Source organism: Cypionkella sp. TWP1-2-1b2, from assembly GCF_049896245.1.
GTDB lineage: Bacteria > Pseudomonadota > Alphaproteobacteria > Rhodobacterales > Rhodobacteraceae > Cypionkella.
Map to the genome: position 1 here is coordinate 1 of NZ_JAFCTX010000040.1, position 15,364 is coordinate 15,364.

A 15,364-nucleotide genomic window follows, 5' to 3' on the forward strand; every position below is an offset into this window, starting at 1 on the left:
CGACCTACTCCTATTCCTGCTCCTTTGCTGTCGGGCTCTGCGAAGGACCAATTTCCGGCATCGGGCGCATCTGGGCCGATGGCAAACCTTTCGATCTGCCGGGAGCGGTCTGGCGGGTCTACACCGGCACAGAGACGCAACTGCCTGACCCGTTCATCACCGCCAAGATGGGCGCGGGCAACGCACCCGCCTATCGCGGCATGGCCTACATCGTCTTCGAGGAATTGCCCCTTGAGAAATTCGGCAATCGCATCCCGCAGCTGTCTTTCGAGGTCATCCGCCCGACAATTGCCGATGGGTCCGCCGAAAGCCGGATCCGCGCCGTGAACCTGATCCCCGGCGCTGGCGAATTCGTCTATGCGACCGAGACCATCACCCGCTCTTCCGGCGGCACGACGGTGCCCGAGAACCAGAACAGCACGCTCAGTAAGGCGGACCTGCCTGCGTCACTCGACAACTTGGAACAGGTGGCGCCCAATCTGGAAAGCGTGTCGCTGGTGGTGAGCTGGTTCGGCACGGATCTGCGCGCCGGGTACTGCCTGATCCAGCCCGGTGTGGAGACCACGACCAAGTCGACCTCGCCGAAGTCATGGGCGGTGAATGGCGTGACACGGACCGGCGCGCATCTGATCAGCCAGGTCAGCGGTGCTGCGGCCTTTGGCGGCACGCCAGCCGATTTCGCGGTGGTGCAGGCCATTCAGGATCTCCGCGCGCGGGGCAAACGGATCACCTTTTATCCTTTCGTGATGATGGATGTGCCCGCAGGCAACACGCTTCCGAACCCCTACAGCGCCAATGCCGCCACCCTCGGCCAACCCGTCTATCCTTGGCGGGGCAGGATCACCGTCTCGCCCGCAGCCGGGCAGATAGGAACCGTGGACAAGACCGGGGCGGCGGCCACCCAAGTTTCGGCCCTCTTCGGGTCGGCAGCGGCCGCAAACTTCTCGACCAGCGGCACGACGGTGAGCTGGACCGGATCGCCCTCGGAATGGGGCTACCGCCGGATGGTGCTGCATTATGCCAAGCTCTGTATTGCCGCAGGCGGCGTCGACAGCTTCCTGATCGGCTCCGAACTGCGCGGCCTGACCACGGCCCGTTCATCGGCGAGCGTCTATACGGCGGTGGCGGCCCTGCAGACCCTCGCTGCCGATTGCCGGGCAATCCTCGGGTCTGGCACGAAGATCGGCTATGCGGCCGACTGGTCGGAATATTTCGGCCACTGCCCAAGTGACGGCACCGGCGACATCTATTTCCACCTCGATCCGCTCTGGGCCGACGGCAACATCAACTTCATCGGGGTCGACAATTACCTGCCCTTGTCCGACTGGCGCGATGGCACTGGGCACCTTGACGCCTCGGGCGGTTGGTCGGGCATCCATGACCCGACCTATTTGCAGTCAAACATCGAGGGCGGCGAGTATTTCGACTGGTTCTATGCCTCGGACGCCGCGCGCAACACCCAAACCCGCACCCCGATCGCCGACGGCGCCTATGGCAAGCCGTGGGTCTTCCGGCCAAAGGATTTCCACGGCTGGTGGTCCAACGCCCACAAGAACCGCCCGGGCGGGGTCGAGAGCGCCAGCGCCACAGCATGGGTGCCGCAAATGAGGCCGTTCCGCTTCACCGAGATCGGTTGTCCTGCCGTCGACAAGGGCACCAACCAGCCAAACGTTTTCTTCGACCCAAAGAGTTCCGAGAGCGAGTTGCCGCATTTTTCCACCGGGGCGCGAGACGATGCGATCCAGCGGCGCTATCTGGAAGCCCTGATCGGCTACTGGTCCGACGTCGGCAACAACCCGATCTCGACCGTATATTCCGCGCCGATGATGGACATGGGCGAATGCGCGGTCTGGTGCTGGGATGGGCGGCCCTATCCCGCCTGGCCCGGCCGAAGCGATGTCTGGGGCGATACCGCAAATTGGGAAGTCGGGCACTGGCTGAACGGCCGCCTTGGCAATGCCAGCCTCGGGGATCTGGTGCGGTCGATCTGCGCACGGTCGGGGATTGACCCGAACGCGCTCGATGTCTCGCGGCTCGCCGATGCCGTGCCGGGATTTGTAATCGCCGCTCTCGAAAGCCCGCGCGCCTCTATCGCACCGCTGGCGCGGTATTTCAGCTTCGATGCCGTGGAAAGCCAAGGCATCCTGCGCTTCGTGCCACGGGGCGGCACATCGGTGACCACAATTGCCGCCATCGATCTGGTGGCGGCAGACCGGCCCGAGGGTGAGGACATCGAGTTCACCCGGGGCCAGGAGACCGAACTTCCGCGCGTGTTGAAATGGCGGATGCTGTCTGCCGACGAGGATTATGAGGTCGTCACCGTCGAAGCCCGCCGCGTCACCGTGGATTCCGTTCGGGTCCAGGCCGAACAATTCGCCATCGCGCATCCACCCGCGACCGCGGATCGCAACGCCCGCCGCGCGCTTTTTGAGGCTTGGATCGGCCGCGAAACTGCGACCTTCGCCCTGCCGCCCTCGCGTCTGGCGCTTGACCCGACCGATGTCGTCTCCATCGAAAATGATGGCCGCAGCCTCGATTTTGCGCTGACCCAAATTGCCGATGGCGAAGCGCGGCGGGTGGAGGCATCGCGACGGGACCGGACGGTCTATGGGCTACCAGAAGGCCCGTCCCGCGGAGTCTCAACCGCCGTACCGGTGGTTTACGGCCCACCCGATGCGGAAATCCTCGACTTGCCGCAGCTGAGCGAGGACGTTGCTGCCTACCGTCCACTGGCCGCTGTTGCGGCCTCACCGTGGTACGGCCAGGCAGCAATCTGGCGCAGTGCCTCGCTGGACGGGTTCTCGTTCTTCTCCACGGCTTCTATCCCTGCTCAATTTGGCATCCTTGCGGCGGCGCTGGCGTCTGGGCCGTCCTGGCGCTTCGATCTGGCGAATGCGCTGCTGGTCGATATCTCGTCCGGATCGCTGCAAAGTGTGACCGACGAGCAGTTGTTCGCGGGCGCCAATGCGCTGGCCTTGGAAACCGCCCCCAGCACCTGGGAGGTGCTGCAGTTCGGCCTCGCCACCATCGTCACGACCGGCCGCTGGAAACTCACCCGCCTGTTGCGCGGCCAGTCGGGCACCGAAGACGCCATCGTGCCCTCGGCTTCGATCGGCAGTCGGATTGTGTTTCTGGGAGCAGCGCTTGTGCCGTTGCCGGTTTCGGAAGCAGAGCTTGGCATGCCGTGGAACTGGCGGATAGGTCCGGTGGACCGAGCAGCGGGTGATGCCATCAACCTCGCTCTCTCCTTCACGCCGCAAGGCCGGGGGCTGCGCCCGTGGAGCCCAGTGCGGATCAAGAGCGCATGGCAGGGGTCGGGTGATATCAATCTGTCCTGGCTGCGCCGGACCCGGGCGCTGGCAGGCGACAGCTGGAACGCGCCGGAAGTGCCGTTGGGCGAAGCTAGCGAATCCTATGACGTCGAGATCCTGAATGGCGGCGGATCGGTGATCCGAACCGTTTCCGGACTTGGTCTTGCCGCATGGACGTATACCGCCGCGATGCAGACCGCTGATTATGGCGCGCTCGTCACCAGCCTGCGCCTTCGCATCTTCCAGAACGGTCAACTTGGCCGGGGCGCGCCGTCCGAGGCCATCCTAACCCCCTAGGAGAATTCCCATGGCGGATACGCCCAACCTGGTTCTGCCCTATCTCGCGGCGAACCAGTCGCAAAAACATGTCACCGTCAACGAGGCGCTGCGTCGCCTCGACGCGCTGGTGCAGGTCACCGTCCAGAATGCGGCACTGGCAACGCCGCCACCCAGCCCGACCGAAGGGCAGCGCTGGATCATCCCGGCCTCGCCCACGGGTGCTTGGGCGGGACATGTGGGGCAGATTGCGGCCTGGCAGGACGGGGCTTGGGCCTTCTTTGCGCCCCTCGATGGCTGGACCGCCGTCGACGTCAGCACCGACACGCTGCTTCTCTACAATGCGGGAACTGGCATCTGGACCGGGCTGATCACCGGTGTCTTTTCTGACGCGGCCTTCACGCTGCAGGACGATCTCGACCCAACCAAGCAAGCGCGGTTCCAGATTGCTGGCTTCACAGCCGGGGCGACGAGGGTGTTCTCCCTGCCAGATGCAACCACATCTTTGGCCGGGCTGGCCGTCGCCCAGACCTTCTCCGCGAAGCAGACGCTGTCGAACGCCAACAATGATCTCGGCACCTCGACCGGGACCGGCACGACCAACCTTGCCACCGGCGCGACGCTGAACGGTAGCACCAAGACCGTGAATATCGGCAGTGCCGGGGTTTCTGGCTCGACGACCAACGTGACCATCGGCTCTGCCGTCGCAGGTGCGCTAGGCACGCTTACGATCAACAGTCCGACGGTCACCTTCGGTTCGACTGTGTCTGCCATCGCGATGGCGGCGGCCAACGTCTCTGCCCTCTACCTCGGTCTTGGCGGCTCCGCGGCAGACGCAACAAACCGGCTTTCGATCAACGCCCCGGCGAGCCTTTTCAACCACGCAGGCGCCGGGCATCAGGTCAAGGTCAACAAGGCGGCAGCAACGGACACCGGCTCATTTCTCTTTCAGACCGGATTTTCCGGCCGGGCTGAGTTTGGGCTGACTGGATCGGATGATTTCCAGATCAAGGTCTCTGGCGACGGTGCCACCTGGTTCAACGCGCTGCAGCTGGAACGGACCTCCGGCCGGGTCCGCGCCATGACGACGCTGCAACTGAACCCGAATGCTGGCGACCCCGGAACCGTAGCGGACGGCGACCTTTGGTACAACTCCAGCACAGGCAAATTCCGGGGACGGCAGGCCGGAGCATCGACCGATCTGATCGGGGGCGGTGGTTCGGGGGCCACGTCTGCCTATGGTGTCTTGCAGGCGAACTACACACTGACCAGCGCCACTGCAGCGCAGAAGCTGTTCAACTGGTCGACGAACGGCGCGCTGTCCCTGGCGGCCGGGACCTACCGGTTTTCCTGTTCGCTGTTGCTCACCTCATTGTCGTCCACAAGCGGTTCAGCAAAATTTGATCTGAAGGGTGCAGGCACGGCCCTGTTTGGCAAGATGTCGATGCAGGATTTCGGCTCGCGCGGCACCGTCGCCGTTGGCGGCACCACCGCCACCTCGGGCACAGCCTCCGACGTCCCAACCAGTGGTGGCGCCCTGGCATCAGTCGCAACCTCGGCGGCTCTGCGCGCCTCGATCCACGGCACCTTCGAGATCACCACAGCCGGAACGATCATTCCCTCCATCGCCCTCGATGTCGCAGCCGCCGCCGTCCTTAACGCGGGCAGCTATTTCGAATGCATCTACCTTGGCCCGGCCGCAGCGCTGGGTGGCAGCTGGTCCTGAACCAGTACAAATCCGCATCCCAAACTTCCGAACCGAAAGGAGCCCTTCGTGGCAATCCAGAACGACTTCTGGTCATGGATCATGACCGATCAGGCGAAAACCGCCCTTGCCGGAGCCGCAGGCGGCATTGTGCGCTGGGTCACCCTGCGCGAGCGCTGGCAGGACGGCGTTGCTTCCCTCCTCGTGGGCTCGATCTGCGCCCTCTATGTCGGGCCGTTCGTCAATCCGCTGATCAGCCCGCTGATCGGCGATCTCGCTCCGAACGGCGACAGCAACGGCTTTGCCTCCTTCATTGTCGGCCTCGGCGGCATTTCTATCGCCGGGCTCCTGATCGACCTGATCCGCACCCGGACCACCAAGGCGAAAGGGGACGGCGATGCGCAAGGTTGATCGCTTCCGTTACCTTCGCCGCGAGGCCCTGTTCTGGGCCGTCGCGATCTTCGTCGGTGTCCTGGTCTTCCCTTGGCTCTGACCGGGCCGCTGACACCAATCTCTCACCCGAAAGGACATTCCATGATCTACCAAGGCACCGCCCGGTATCCGGTCACCGAGATCATTCTCCACTGCGCTGACACTCGTCCGGGCTGGATGGTCGGGCACTCCCTCGTCGAGAAGATCGCCGAAATCCGCCGCTGGCATGTACAGCAGCGAGGTTGGCGCGACATCGGCTATCACTGGGTCATCGATCGGGATGGGACTGTCGCCCCTGGACGCCGCGAGACCGAAATTGGGGCTCACGTTGAGAACCATAATCGCGGCACTCTCGGGATTTGCCTGCTTGGTGGCTTTGGGGCGTCGGCCGACGATCTGTTCGAGAAGAACTTCACGCAGGCTCAGGCCACGACCGTCAATCGGCTGATAGCTGAGATCAAAGGGAGGACAATGATCCGGAAAGTTTCTGGGCATAACGATTATGCCAAAAAGGCGTGCCCGGGGTTCAGACTGAGACGATCGGGACTAGGGAGCTGATACGCCACTGTCTAAATCCGGTTCAAGAAGGTGTCGGTTCTCCGTCAACGTAGCCATAAGCTGACGGAAGGTTCGCAACGTCGCCTTGGCCCGCCTCCCAATCTCCGTAGGTCCGACCGTCAGGCATTTTCCAAAGAATACGGCCGTTTGCGCTCGCCCCGATTACCGTCGCCGCTGCGGCCGAGGCGGAGGAGAAGCTGTAGTCGCTGGCAAATAACAAGAAGTTGCCATCCTGACGCAGCACCCCCTTGTCGATCAGCGTGTTGCGCAAAATGGTCGTGCCTCTTGGGATCGTCGTCGTTGTCCTCAGACGTGCTTTGGATCCAGACTTGACCATGAACTCGCCGGACGGCCCGAGTTCCATTTCGGCGGCAAACCCCTCGCCGCGAAATTGGAAGCGCGGGCTGTCGACAGAAGGAGCCACCGGAAAATCTCGAACTGCCTGCGCCGCTTCTGTCGCTCTCCCTCGCATCTCGCGAAAAAGATCCCAGCCAAGGGCACCGACGAGGGTTTTTGTCTGGTCCACGAACTCTTCCATTGCCGCGCGGTCAGGCAGCGGCAGCTTGCCAGCATCTTCTGACGGCCGTTTGGCATTTGGAAGGGACCAGCGAGGGTTGCTTCCGATACCACGGATCAGGCACGCTTCCACATAGCGCGCGTGGCTCTTGGTGAGGTTTTCATCTTTGCTAATGAGAACGACGGTGTCGACCCAGAAGCCCTTGGCGTCCCGCCCTAGCTCATTCGAGTTGTGATACGACAGCCGGGCACCGACACCCTCGGATTCACCTATGTAAGCAAGCTGACGATCCTGTTCGGATTCATCTTCGCCGATCAGGATGTATACCCCGGGCCGCTCGATTTCGGGGAATGTCTTGCGCACCTCCCCCAACTTGTTGCGGCGGAATGCAATGGCTTGGATCGTCGACATCATGATCTGAGCAACCCTGATGCCGTTCGGATCGCCGTCGAGGAGGAAGATGTTGATCGACCGTGGTTTCATGGCGCGATCACCTCAAAGGCCTCAGTCCGATGCCAGACAAGGCGGGCGCGGTGTTTGTCTGTGAGTGGGATCGGCGCGTGCCAACGCAACTCTGCGCGCGCCGTCTCACTCAGCTTTGGCGAGAACTGCGGAAGTCCATCATCATCGAAGGTCACAAGACCCCGGTCGAAGGCCGCATCCCATAATGCCGAAAGCAGCAGGCCGTTGTGTACGTTCAGTCGCTCGGCGTCGCTGGCGCAATCCTTCCAGGCAATGATGTGGCTGGCGCGCAGCAGGGCCGGATCTGTGATCCCGGTCAGGGGGCAGCGGCCTTGCCAATAGGTCATCAGTCGGTCGCGGAAGATGTCCTGGCCAACACGCTGGATGATCAGCCGCTCGGCCTCGGTGCTCTTGGGCAGACCAGCGATGGCTGCCTTATACTCTTCGAGCGGGCCATCGGGCAGCGTCACGCCCAATTGGTAGACCCGTGGCATTACGGCATAAAGCGCGGTCAGGCTCGGGTAGGCGTAGCGCACCAGGCCCGGGCCAAGGTTGTCGGCCTTGGGCAGGTTCAGATCCTCGACGATGCCAAGGTGATCAAGGGCCAGAAACCACGGCCCGTCATGCCCCCCGGCCGCAAACCAGACCGTGCCTTTTGCGGTTGTCGAACCATAGCGCACCCAGCCGTCCGCTTCGCCCAACGCACGACGATACCCGTTCTGCCAGGCGACCTTCTGGCATTCCTGGCTGACGACGAAGCTCTGGGGCGACTGGATCATGCCATCTCCCAAAGATCGTTAAGCCGCCAAAGGTCCAGCTCAGTTTGGCTGATGACATGGCCCTCGACCAGGCAATCGCGGGCGGTGGCGAAGGCGAGACCGAGGGAGGTGTTATCAATTTCGGTGGATTTGTATGTGGCTTGCAGGTTCGACAGGAAGACGCTGAATGCTGCCCGACGAAGGCCGTCGTCGTCCAGTGGCGCCTTCGCGAGCTGAAGTGCGACGACGATACTTTCCATCAATGGGCTGACAGTCTTGCTGTGAGGGCGTTGCAGCAGGGCGACTCGACGGGCGATAGTGGAAGCATAGTAGGCTTCATGTCCAAGCCGACCCATTTCATGTCCAGCGATACCTTGCAGATTTTGCAGCTTCAGCGGCGAAGACATAGCTTCCATCACCGTGGTGACGCCGAGCAGGCTGAAGATTTGAACCCCGTGTTTGCCGAGCGCCTCTTCCAGCGCAAGCGTCACGTCGTCGAGGATTTTGTCTCCGTCGTAGTATCGACCCATTGCTACATCCCCATCTCTGTAAACTCCCCAGCCGCTTCCATCCGGTCCCAGGCGGCGATGACGAGGCGGCGGGTGCGGTATTCGCCGTGGTGACGGATTTCCTTTTCCTTCAGGACGCGGAAGGTTTCCGAGGGGTAGTCGGGGCCTTTCACGTCGGCGGGGTCGAGGATGTAGCGCAGCTCGTCGCGGGTCAGGCCGTAGGCGCGGTCGTAGAAGGCGTCGAGATCGGCGCGCAGATGGGCGCTGCGGTCCTCGTCCCAAGCGAAGGGCGGGCCTTTATGGTTGAATAAGTGGCGCTCACAAAAATGCTGATGCGTAAGTACATTCGTCATTTTCCGCCACCTATTAACCCCATTCCGCCCACCCCTTGTCTAAAAAAGAGCTTGGGTCAGTTTAGACCAAGATGCCAACCACGCGCGATCAATTCCCAGAACAGCTCCTCATTATTGATCCTGTAGGCACGCTCTGCACCGTAGCCGGTCGTTCTTGCCTCGACGTTTAGGCCAGCATCCCGAAGCCCATCAACAACAGCAGCTGGCGCGTCAAAGTACATACGATACTCTACGCCCCACTTATTGTTCTGGGTTTGCATGAATGCTTCGTTAGGCGCGTGCCCAGCCGCATCATGGTAGCGTGTACGAAACCTCGGCCTTTTGTTATCCGGCATCTCGCACTCGATCATCAAGTTCTGCATTCCGTCGATTAGTTCATCCATTTAACTGCCCTTCTGGCTGTGCATTTGGTTTAGGTAGGATGAAATCTCGCCATCCAACCCGTAGGATCTGTTCACTATATCGTTAATGCTTCTCCATTCCTTCGCGGTGAGCTCGCCCAGATGCTCTGGGACAACGTCATCTAGTTGCTTGAAAAGCTCGTGGGGAACTGATGGAAGTTTCTCTAAGATGTAGTTATCAAAGTGCATGGTTCTGACTGCTCGGTTGAACCCGCCAACATAGACAAACCAGCAAATGAAATCTGACATCAGGTAAGCTGCAACAGATCGATTGCTGTAAGCTTGGGGATGATGAATTATGTTGACGGTATCCAGCGGCACTGTCGGTCGGTCGGTTACTGCCCCAATCAAACGGATATGGTCCGTTGGATTAAGGAGGTGAGCGACGATATTTTGGAAAACGACGGCTCCCTCAGGAAGAAGGAAACTCCCTTCGATCTGCCCTGAATTGATATAGCGCCAAGGGTCTCTAAGCTGCATCGGGGCAATGTTTCGTCCTGCCAACAGCTCGACATCGCCTTCCTCACGCGCAAGTTTCTGAAGGCCTTTTCCGCGAGACGTCGAAAACTCGGAAATCCGGTTCGGCTTGAGAAACATCCGAATCTTAGCAAGCGCTTCTTGATCTTGGTCACTTAACCCAGTGGGAATGATGCCTAGGCCATCTGCCAGAGCGCGCGGCACAGCCATCACGGGCGAGCCAAGGCTTCGAAAAAGGTGAAGTTCGATTGCGTCCTGTCGCCCCTTTGAGCAAAACAGTAGAACCATTTCTAGTGCAACATTTGCCCATGCCTGCCCGATATCCACCGTCGAAACCAAGCGTGGAAGGGCGATTGCTCTCACTCCCCGCCAAGCATTGGAATAAGTCACCGACTTGGGGACCACGAGGCCGAACATTCCCTTTTCGGACATCATTCCGACGGCAAGGCTAATAAAGTCGGCGCAAGTGTTGGACGCGCCTGCGGTTTGAGGGTGAGTGCATTTGATGCACTCTTTAGCGCGAGCTTCAACTTCTGCACCGTATGGCGGGTTGCCCAGCACCACATCAAACCCGCCACGCTGAAGCACATCGGGGAACTCCAGCGGCCAGTGAAAGGCGCGGGCGCGGCGCGCAGCCTTGGGCGCGTCCATCATCGCATTCCGGATTTTGCCCTGATTGAGGGCCATCCACAGCTCCTCGGTCGTCGGCACGGTGCGGGCCGAGGCCCCCGCCGGAGCGCCGCCCACCTTGGGCAGCAGGAAGGCCGCGACATAAAGGTTCGCCGCCGCCGTCGCCCGCACAAAAGCCTGCCCCTTGCGCAGTTCCTTGAATCGCGCGGCCTTGGCCCCGATCTGTTCCACCGTATCCTCGGGCAGATCGCGGAAGCCCGAGAAATCCAGCGCCAGCGGTTTCATCTCGGGCATGGCCACTTGCCCGGTGCCGAAATCGAACCCAGCCTGACCCGAGGTCGCGGCGCGGTTGGCCTGCAGGTAGTAGCGCGCCGTATCCTTGTCGTCGCTCGTCAGCGGCTTGTAGGCGGCATCCGGAATGCCGCCCTGCAGCACCTTCAGGTCGAACACCCCCAGCAGCGCATCGCCGCAGCGGATCTGCGCGTCGAAGAAGCCAAGGGGAAGGCCGGGGTCCACCGTCTCGATCCACAGCGCGACCTTGGTCAGTTCCACCGCCATCGGGTTACGGTCCACCCCGTGCAGGCAGGACCGCGCGACATCGCGCAGGGCATGGCGGAAATCGGCCAGCGCGGGCGTGCCATCGGCGCGGATGCGGGCCAGCCGCGTGGCGATGCGGCGGGCGGCGGCCAGCAGAAAGTGGCCCGAGCCGCAGGCGGGGTCGATGATCGAAAGTTTCAGCAGCGCCTTGGCGGGATCGTCCGCCTCGGCCTCGGTCTTGTCGAGCACCGGGTCGAGTGCTGTGTCGAGCAGTGCCTGAACGAGGCTGTCAGGCGTGTAGTAGGAGCCGGTGGTCTTGCGCTGGTTGCCCTTCTGCTCCGCCGCCTCGGACGCGAAGAGCAGGGTCTTGCCGTCATCGCCCAGCTGCGGCTGCAGTTCGAGGAGGGATTCGTAGACGGACCCCAATTCCTCTGTCTCCATCGCGCGCCAGTTGACGGGGACCATGCCGGTTTTCTGGTCGAGCCAAGAGAGGCGGTAGAGCGCCTCCATGAAGGCGCGGTTGCGCAGGCGGGCGGTTTCCAGGTGGGGCAGCTTGTCGTCGGAGAAAAGGCCGCCGAGGGCGGGGAGAGCGAGCGCGTCTTGGCCGTTGGCCAGCGCGTGGAAGACGATCTTGATGCCTTCGTAGCGGTCATGGTGCTTGTCCCACGAGGCGGCGCGGTAGCATTGGGCGCGAAGGGCGGCGAGGCTGTAGCCTTCGGCATAAAGCTTGCGGGCGTCGTGCTTGGCCTTGTCGGGGTGCAGGAGGTTGCGATCCTCGGCGACCATCAGGAAGATCAGGCGGTAGACGAGGCGCAGGAGTTCGTTAAACCATTCTGTCAGGTTGATCTCGCCCGATTTCAGCTTGTCGCGCAGGTCGGGGTTGGCCTCGAGAAAGCCGGAGCCGAGAACCTTGAGCGCGAGTTGGACCTGGACGGCCAAGCGGTCACGGGCGACTTCTCCTTCTTTGGATCCAGCATCGCGCCAGCGTTCCAGCGCGCAATCGGTGGCCGGGGCGCCAGTGACGCCAAAGCGGGTGCGGTGGATCAGGAGCCAGAGGACAGCAAACGACGCGGCGTCCTCGTTGGTGAAGATCTGGGAGAGGTCGGCCTCGATATACGCCGGGCGGGTCAGCGATGCGTTATCGCGCATCAGGCGGATCAGGGTGCCGTTGGTGACAAGGCCCCAGAGCGTCTCGTCATGCTCATTCAGGTGGTCCTGAAGCGCGAAGGCGGGCGAGCGTGTGCGGTCGGTCGAGAGGGTTGCGCTGCGCCGATCGAGCTTTTCGTCCGATGGGGGCACGACCACGATCGGCACCCGTCCGCCCGCGATGAAGGCCAGAGCGCCATCCGCCGAGACGAGGTCATCGAAGCTGAAGGTTTCTTGTAGAAATGCCTTGATGAACCTGCGGGTCGCATCGGCCGAGGGGTTTGCGATCTTGGCGAAGGTGTCGAAATGGGACTGGCCGACGCGAAAGGCGGTCGAGATTTCCTCACGGATCGTCAGGCCCTTGCGGATGCGGTAACTCTGCTGATTGTCCAAATCGTCTTTGGGTGCTGCCACCTGCGCCACCATGGCGGGAGCGATCAGATTGCCTTCGAGGCTGAGAGATGGCCAGGCCGACATGTCGGTGACGGGTTTGCGAGCCATGATCAGGCCTCGCTCGGCATCAAGACGAAGAGGCCGATCACGTCGGGCGGCAGGACTGCCTCGACAGTGACGCGTGAGGCCGATCCAGCAGCAGCGCGCAATCGGGCATGATCTTGCATGAGCCCTTCGGCACGGGTTCTGACGAACTCGGCCAATGGACCGTCGAGCAAGCCAGGCAGATCCTCCTTGGCTTTAACGACGAACCGGTCTCGGGCCGATGACGCAAGGTCAGCGGCTGCGGGGGAGTTCAAGAGCGCACGGGCTGCCTCGCCGCTCGCGACGATTCTGCCGCCTTGCATTGCGACAAGGGCGGCTTCTTCGGCGAGAAGCAGGCGTTCCTTTTTTGCATGGACCGTCAGCTTGAACCGGATCCGAAGTAGCGCGATACGGGTCATCTGCTGGACGGCTGTCGTCGGCCAAGCACCAACCCGGCCAATCCCAAGACCGGAGAGCGCCTCTGGATCAAGCGAGGCCTCTACCAGCGCCTCTGCAAGGGTCGCCGTCAGTGGATGAGTCCTAGTCAGCAGCGCCGTCCCTGACGGTGCCGGTTCGATCATCGCAAGGCGAACAGAGCCGGTCAGGTTCCGTTGGGCCAAGCGTGCTTTCAGGCCTGCCTCTAGTGCATGGACATGGGCAATCAGGAGGGTTTTCCGAGGTTCAAGTGGCACCCCGAAGCGTGACATCGCCCTTTCAATGAAGACCTTCGCATCTTCGGGCGATCCGAGAAGGGTCCGGACTTTCTCCCATTCCGGGGCCACTTCTTGCGGCTTCATCGCATTCTGGGCAAAGCGCGCACGGGATTTCTTCTCGCTTTCTGAGGCGTCACGCCAGCGCGCTTCCATGGCCTTGGTGCCATCATCAAGGCGAAGGTCGAGGGCCAGTTGGCGGGTTCCGCCCCGACGCAACATCATCGAAGCCATCAGCGCATCAGTCACCGGCCCCCGATTGTCAGGTAGAGGCACCGTCACGCCAGTTGCCTTGCGGATTTCTTCCGCCTTCCGGAGTATCACTTCCAAGACGGCACCGTCGATGGCGCTGTCCGGCGAGAACATCATGATCGAGCGGACGAGCTCGGCCGGCTGCCCGAAGCGATCGACCCGCCCCTCGCGCTGCTGATGCCGGGTAGGGTTCCAAGACAGGTCGTAGTGAATGACTGCGTCGAAAAGCTGCTGGAGGTTAATCCCTTCCGACAAGCAATCGGTGGCAACCAAGATGCGCTGGTTTTCCTTTTGATCGTCGGACGAAGCCATATCTGCCACGCGATCACGGCGCTCGTCGGGTGTCAGAACGCCGGTTACGGCTTCAATGACCAGCTTGGGAAATGCCTTGCGCAGGCCATTGCGAACATGTTCGGCCGTGGCCAGATAGCGGCAGAAGACGACCGGATTTGCGCCCTTCTTGACCAGTGGAATCAAGGCATCGATCAACGCCGTTAGCTTCGGGTCGGTTTTTTGGACGAGTTCTTCTGCTTGCCTTAACAGAGCGAGAAGCGCCGGATCAGTTGCAAAACCGGTGCTCGGTTCCATATCCACGGCGTCTTCGTCATCTGAATCCTCGTCGTAGATCTGGGGTTCAAGTCTGTCGCTCTCATTGGACATGCGGTTCCGCAAGGCGCTCAGAGCAGCCGCCGGAGACGAGCCGACACAGCGCATCAAGGCCAGAGTGCCCCAGAAGGCAAGACGCTGCTCCCGATTTCCGGTCCCAATGCGGGCAACGACGCCGAAACAGTAATCCAGGACAGCTTCTTGAAAATCTAGATGAAGTTGTGAAAGACGATAGGGATAACCTAATTCGCCTTTGCGGTGCTCATAAGCTTCGTGTCTCGGGAAGGCGCGATCTTCGTCCCATTCGCCCGAGACAAGGTCAATTCTCTGGCGTTGCACGAAATGCCGGGCAAGGCGTTCACGGTAACGGGCGTCATCAAAATTCATCGCGCCGAAGGACGGCTCGATCAGCGAAAGAAGGCGGCCGAATGCATCCTCGTCTCCTGAATGCGGCGTAGCGGTGAGAAGGATCATTCGCCGCTCCGGATCGCGGGCCAGCCCGGCGAGCAACTCGAAACGTTGCTGCTTGCCCTTGTGAGTGCCCACGCACGCATGGGCCTCGTCAACGATCACGAAGTCGGGGCACGCCCGGGCGAAGCCTTCACGGCGTTTCTCGGCCTTGATGTAGTCGAGGCTGACCACCGTGTAGGGGTAGGCATCGAAAAGAGTCTGCGCCAAAGGCAGACCGCGTTCAAGTCGGGCTGCACTGCCGGAAGTGACGGCCACGGCCTCAATTCCAAAGCGTAAATTAAGTTCCCCGACCCATTGTTCGACGAGATGCGGAGGGCAAAGGACCGAAAAGGCATCAACCTCGCCCCTATCCATGAGTTCACGCAGGATGAGGCCAGCTTCGATCGTTTTCCCGATGCCGACATCATCAGCGATCAGAAGGCGCGGCACCTGCAGGCGAAGCGCCATCAGCAGTGGAACGAGCTGATAGGTTCTGGGTTCAAAGGCCAGCTGTGCGGCCGATCGGAAAGGACCTGCTCCGCGTCGAAGTGTCAGGCGCATTGCATCTGCCAGGAGCGCGGCCTTTGACTGGACGGTTGGCGCGGCATCGGCCGGCAGATCGAAGCGGGCTGTCGACACGGGCAGAATTTCGAGTGCCGGGTCAAGAATAACCGTATCGTTTTCGCTCCCCGAGAGGGGGCGGAGCGCCAGTATGCCCTCGCGGGGTGAAGGCAGGGCGACCCACTCGCGTCCGCGGGCGCGCACTAGATCTCCGGGGGCAAAATTCACGGTCATCA

At 61.7% G+C, this 15,364-nt stretch carries 11 protein-coding genes; 4 read left to right on the forward strand and 7 right to left on the reverse strand.

Translation table 11 applies throughout. The annotated features are described in order from the left end of the window. The 4 genes from ACP7AP_RS19915 to ACP7AP_RS19930 form a co-directional block, all read left to right on the forward strand. On the forward strand, nucleotides 1-3,608 hold a 3,608-nt coding region (locus ACP7AP_RS19915), incomplete at its 5' end, for a baseplate multidomain protein megatron (protein ID WP_426036987.1). A 10-nt stretch (nucleotides 3,609-3,618) separates the two neighbouring features. Next, the gene (locus ACP7AP_RS19920) at nucleotides 3,619-5,313 is read left to right on the forward strand and encodes a DUF2793 domain-containing protein (protein WP_426036989.1); all 1,695 of its coding nucleotides are present in this window, start codon (nucleotides 3,619-3,621) and stop codon (nucleotides 5,311-5,313) included. 48 nt (nucleotides 5,314-5,361) lie between these two features. Further along, on the forward strand, nucleotides 5,362-5,703 hold the full coding sequence (locus ACP7AP_RS19925) for a hypothetical protein (protein ID WP_426036991.1): 342 nt from the start codon (nucleotides 5,362-5,364) through the stop codon (nucleotides 5,701-5,703). Nucleotides 5,704-5,826: 123 nt separating this feature from the next. Continuing rightward, entirely contained in the window at nucleotides 5,827-6,282 is a 456-nt protein-coding gene (locus ACP7AP_RS19930) for an N-acetylmuramoyl-L-alanine amidase (RefSeq protein ID WP_426036993.1), read from the forward strand. 22 nt (nucleotides 6,283-6,304) lie between these two features. On the opposite strand, the gene ACP7AP_RS19935 is transcribed toward ACP7AP_RS19930, so the two are convergent. Genes ACP7AP_RS19935 through ACP7AP_RS19965 form a run of 7 tightly spaced genes read right to left on the reverse strand, consistent with a single transcriptional unit; the run spans nucleotide 6,305 to nucleotide 15,362 of the window. Beyond that, a complete protein-coding gene (locus tag ACP7AP_RS19935) occupies nucleotides 6,305-7,282 on the reverse strand; it encodes a GIY-YIG nuclease family protein (RefSeq protein ID WP_426036995.1) in 978 nt (325 codons plus the stop codon). Further along, complete coding sequence (locus ACP7AP_RS19940; RefSeq protein WP_426036997.1) at nucleotides 7,279-8,040, reverse strand: HNH endonuclease; 762 nt, start codon at nucleotides 8,038-8,040, stop codon at nucleotides 7,279-7,281. Before ACP7AP_RS19940 ends, ACP7AP_RS19935 begins: the two co-directional genes overlap by 4 nt. Then, nucleotides 8,037-8,549, reverse strand: coding sequence for a hypothetical protein (locus tag ACP7AP_RS19945; protein WP_426036999.1), 513 nt, complete (start codon nucleotides 8,547-8,549; stop codon nucleotides 8,037-8,039). The genes ACP7AP_RS19940 and ACP7AP_RS19945 overlap by 4 nt, the downstream gene beginning before the upstream one ends. Before the next feature lie 2 nt (nucleotides 8,550-8,551). Next, nucleotides 8,552-8,881 carry a hypothetical protein gene (locus ACP7AP_RS19950; RefSeq protein WP_426037001.1) on the reverse strand — a complete coding sequence of 110 codons (330 nt, stop codon included), beginning with the start codon at nucleotides 8,879-8,881 and terminating at the stop codon, nucleotides 8,552-8,554. Between the two features lie 56 nt (nucleotides 8,882-8,937). Continuing rightward, nucleotides 8,938-9,264, reverse strand: a complete 327-nt coding sequence (locus tag ACP7AP_RS19955; protein WP_426037003.1) for a hypothetical protein — start codon at nucleotides 9,262-9,264, stop codon at nucleotides 8,938-8,940. Further along, nucleotides 9,265-12,573, reverse strand: a complete 3,309-nt coding sequence (locus tag ACP7AP_RS19960; protein ID WP_426037005.1) for an Eco57I restriction-modification methylase domain-containing protein — start codon at nucleotides 12,571-12,573, stop codon at nucleotides 9,265-9,267. 2 nt (nucleotides 12,574-12,575) lie between these two features. Continuing rightward, nucleotides 12,576-15,362 (reverse strand): helicase-related protein, encoded by a 2,787-nt coding sequence (locus ACP7AP_RS19965; protein ID WP_426037007.1) that lies wholly within the window; start codon nucleotides 15,360-15,362, stop codon nucleotides 12,576-12,578. Nucleotides 15,363-15,364: the final 2 nt, after the last annotated feature.

Coding starts and splice junctions, on each gene's coding strand:
- ACP7AP_RS19920 (WP_426036989.1), top strand. CDS start 3,619: ATGGCGGATACGCCCAACCTGGTTCTGCCCTATCTCGCGGCGAACCAG.
- ACP7AP_RS19930 (WP_426036993.1), top strand. CDS start 5,827: ATGATCTACCAAGGCACCGCCCGGTATCCGGTCACCGAGATCATTCTC.
- ACP7AP_RS19935 (WP_426036995.1), bottom strand. CDS start 7,282: ATGAAACCACGGTCGATCAACATCTTCCTCCTCGACGGCGATCCGAAC.
- ACP7AP_RS19940 (WP_426036997.1), bottom strand. CDS start 8,040: ATGATCCAGTCGCCCCAGAGCTTCGTCGTCAGCCAGGAATGCCAGAAG.
- ACP7AP_RS19945 (WP_426036999.1), bottom strand. CDS start 8,549: ATGGGTCGATACTACGACGGAGACAAAATCCTCGACGACGTGACGCTT.
- ACP7AP_RS19950 (WP_426037001.1), bottom strand. CDS start 8,881: ATGACGAATGTACTTACGCATCAGCATTTTTGTGAGCGCCACTTATTC.
- ACP7AP_RS19955 (WP_426037003.1), bottom strand. CDS start 9,264: ATGGATGAACTAATCGACGGAATGCAGAACTTGATGATCGAGTGCGAG.
- ACP7AP_RS19960 (WP_426037005.1), bottom strand. CDS start 12,573: ATGGCTCGCAAACCCGTCACCGACATGTCGGCCTGGCCATCTCTCAGC.
- ACP7AP_RS19965 (WP_426037007.1), bottom strand. CDS start 15,362: ATGACCGTGAATTTTGCCCCCGGAGATCTAGTGCGCGCCCGCGGACGC.